The sequence below is a fragment of the Pseudomonas sp. FW300-N1A1 genome (assembly GCF_058789115.1).
The window spans coordinates 1-1,374 of record NZ_JBYTBK010000085.1; the positions used below are offsets into that span (position 1 = coordinate 1).

Sequence of the window (1,374 nt, forward strand, 5' to 3'; positions counted from 1 at the left end):
TCCGTGACCATCGGCGACACCATCAGCGAAGTCACCGCCACCCTGACCGTGGATAAAACCACCGTCACCGAAGGCGGCCAGATCACCTACACCGTGACCCTGACCAACGCTGCCGGCCTGCCGATGGGCGCCCATGGTCCGCTGGAATTCACCCTGTCCGACGGCACCGTGGTCAAGATCCCGGCCAACGGTACTTCCGGCACTGCCAGCATCACCGTTAACGACGACATCTTCACCGGCGGCCAGCCGGCCATCGTCAACAAACTGGAAAGCGTTTCCGGTGCCGAGCAGTTTGAACAACTGACCCTCGGCCAGGACAAATACACCACCGTCGTCACCGACGAGCCTGGCTCGGGCGATCCGACCAACAACGAAGGCGACAAGATCACCGTCACCATCGAAAGCAATGGCGACGTGCTGGAAGACGCGGCACCGAAGTTCACCGTCAAGGTCGATCAAGTCCTCAAGCAAGACCTGACCGTGACCCTGAGCAACGGCGACACTGTCGTGATCAAGGCCGGCACCACCGAGACCCCGTACGAGCTCAAGGCTCAGGGCGACGACGTCTACAAAGACGGCCAGACCGTCGAAGTGGGTGTTACTGACGCTGTAATCGACGGCAAGTCCTTCGAAAACCTGGTACTCGGCGACAAGGCTGCCGTGACCATCGGCGATACCGTGACTGAAGTAGTCGCTACGTTGACTGTGGATAAAACCACCGTTACTGAAGGCGGCCAGATCACCTACACCGTGACCCTGACCAACGCAGCCGGCTTGCCAATGAGCAACCACGGCGAGCTGACCTTCAAGCTCAGTGATGGCACCACCATCACCGTGCCAGCGAACAGCACTACCGGCAGCGCAACGGTCGTCACCAGCAATGACATCTTCACCGGCGGTCAGCCTTCGCTGGTCAACAAGCTGGAATCCGTCAGCGGTGCCGAGCAGTTCGAGAAGCTGACCCTCGGCCAGGACGAATACACCACCACCGTCACCGACCAACCGACCGGCGAAGGTGACAAGATCACCGTCACCATCGAAAGCAACGGCAACGTGCTGGAAGACGCCGCACCGAAGTTCACCGTCAAAGTGGATCAGGTCCTCAAGCAAGACCTGACCGTGACCCTGAGCAACGGCGACACCGTCGTGATCAAGGCCGGCACCACCGAGACCCCGTACGAGCTGAAGGCTCAGGGCGATGACGTCTACAAAGATGGTCAGACCGTCGAAGTAGGTGTTACTGACGCTGTAATCGACGGCAAGTCCTTCGAAAACCTGGTACTCGGCGACAAAGCCACCGTGACCATCGGCGATACCGTGACTGAAGTAGTCGCTACGTTGACTGTGGATAAAACCACCGTCACCGAAGGCGGT

1 protein-coding gene is annotated in these 1,374 nt (G+C 59.5%); it reads left to right on the forward strand.

Annotation, left to right across the window (positions count from 1 at the left end; all coding sequences use genetic code 11):
- Window positions 1-1,374, forward strand: a 1,374-nt coding sequence (locus tag AC3WQN_RS25395; RefSeq protein ID WP_492606970.1) for an immunoglobulin-like domain-containing protein, incomplete at both ends; no start/stop codon positions are given.